The organism is Moorena sp. SIO4A1 (genome assembly GCF_010672065.1).
GTDB lineage: Bacteria > Cyanobacteriota > Cyanobacteriia > Cyanobacteriales > Coleofasciculaceae > Moorena.
Map to the genome: position 1 here is coordinate 1 of NZ_JAAHHX010000387.1, position 2011 is coordinate 2011.

The 2011-nt window shown below is 45.0% G+C and carries 2 protein-coding genes and 1 pseudogene; all 3 read left to right on the forward strand.

What is annotated here, in order from left to right; genetic code table 11:
* Window positions 1-795, forward strand: a 795-nt coding sequence (locus F6K53_RS38550; RefSeq protein ID WP_293085116.1) for a filamentous hemagglutinin N-terminal domain-containing protein, incomplete at its 5' end; no start/stop codon positions are given.
* Window positions 792-923, forward strand: coding sequence for a hypothetical protein (locus F6K53_RS38555; RefSeq protein WP_293085118.1), 132 nt, complete (start codon window positions 792-794; stop codon window positions 921-923). The genes F6K53_RS38550 and F6K53_RS38555, both read left to right, overlap by 4 nt.
* Window positions 914-2011: pseudogene (locus tag F6K53_RS38560) on the forward strand (filamentous hemagglutinin); the annotation flags it as partial. The gene F6K53_RS38555 and the pseudogene F6K53_RS38560, both read left to right, overlap by 10 nt.

Consider the following 2011-nt stretch of genomic DNA (forward strand, 5'->3'; position numbering starts at 1 on the left):
GAAATTGTAACAGGCAAGATGCCTGTTCCACACACCGGCTCAAACAGCTTTAATCAGATGCACCCGTTGATCACAGGTGTGACTCTGACCAACAGTGCCGGGAACTCTAGGAGTGAGACTAATCGGCCAGACCTATCAATGGAACGCGATCGCATCCCCCAACCCCACAAAACTAATCCCTTATCTAGCTCCGACGACAACACTAATCCCCTCATACAAAACCTACCCAGAGATACCATTTCACTAATGGAATTGGGCTTAGTGGGATTACTCGAAGTCAGTAGTTTATGTTTATTAATCGCCTCACCCACCCTAGCTCAAATTATCCCAGATAGTACCTTGGGGGATGAAAATTCTCAAGTTACCCCTAATCAGACTATCCGTGGTGCAGTAGCAGATTTAATTGAAGGGGGAGCGATTCGAGATAGTAACTTATTCCACAGTTTTCTGGAATTTAATGTTAGTAATGGTCAACGAGTGTATTTTGGTAATCCCGATGGCATTACCAATATTTTGACTCGTGTCACTGGTAGCAACCTCTCTCAAATTCTGGGGACTTTGGGAGTAAATGGTAGCGCTAATTTATTATTGCTTAATCCCAATGGTATTAACTTTGGAGCCAATGCGAGCTTAGATGTAGCAGGCTCCTTTGTGGCTAGCACTGCTGATAGTGCAATATTTGACAATGATTTCAACGTTAGCGCTAGTAATCCAAATGCTCCACCATTGTTAACCATTAATATTCCCATGGGTTTGCAATATGGTATGGTAGCAATCCTGGCTCAGTCAACGTGATAGGAGCTACTTTAGGCATCGAGCTTCGCTCACGCTTTGCGATCGAGACGGGGCAAACCATGGCCTTACTTGGGGGTCAAGTTAACCTCAATGGTGCCACCGTTGAAGTGCCAGGGAAGTGGAATTAGGAGGATTATCAAGTTCAGGAACAGTTACGCTCAATGGCGCAACATCCGTTAGTTTTCCCGATGGAGTCCAACCAGGTGATGTTTCCTTGACTAACGGTAGCTTGGTAGATGTAACTAATGTTAATGGCGGAACTATTGCCATCAATGGTGCTAAATTCGACATGTCAGCCAGTGAGTTACAGGCTGGATTGACCGATGGAGCAGGTATACCAGATGCAGTAGCTGGCAATATAACTATTAATGCGAAAGGTAATACCAATCTTAGTGACAAGAGTTTGATTGCTAATGATTTACTAACTTCAGCGATCGGCAATGGCGGAAACATACAGCTAACCACTAGCGCTCTTACTATCACTGGTGGCTCAAGAATTCAAACCATTACCAATAGCAATGGGGCATCAGGAGATATTGAGATTAATGCTAATGGTGCCATTGATATCTCCGGTTTTACTGAGGATGGGTTATTTAGCGGGATTCTAACTCGTTCCGCTGGTGACACTAGTGGTCCGGGTGGCAACATTACCATTAACAATGCCCAAGGGTCACTGAATCTAGCTAATCGGGGATTTATCGGTACAGTAACCGATAGTACTAGTAATGGCGGTGCGATCGCCTTTGGCGCGGCAACGCCTATCGCACTCAATCTCAATACCTTAGTCCTGGAAAGTGGCGGACAGATTGTTACGGCTACCACAACGAGCGGAAATGCTGGGGATATCACCATTAACGCTAGCGAAAGCGTCACTATCTCAGGGGAAAGTCGGGATTTTGTCGATAATCCTTTCCTGGACTTAGAAACCTTTGACTTAAATGCTCTGGAGTTTATTACTGAACCCAATCCCGACGTAGCTGAATCTGGACCAGGAGGAATACCCTATGTTTCCATTGAACGGACTCCAGAACAGATTATTAATGGCACCACCGTATTGGGGGCAGCAGAAACTCAATTCGATTACTTCTCCTTCAGCATTACCAGTAGTAACAGTCGAGCTATTTTCGACATCGACAATGGCTTTACGCCGGAAGACGGAGGCGTAAATACGACGATTTTCCTGTTTAATCAAGGTACAGGAGAATTATTAGAGGTC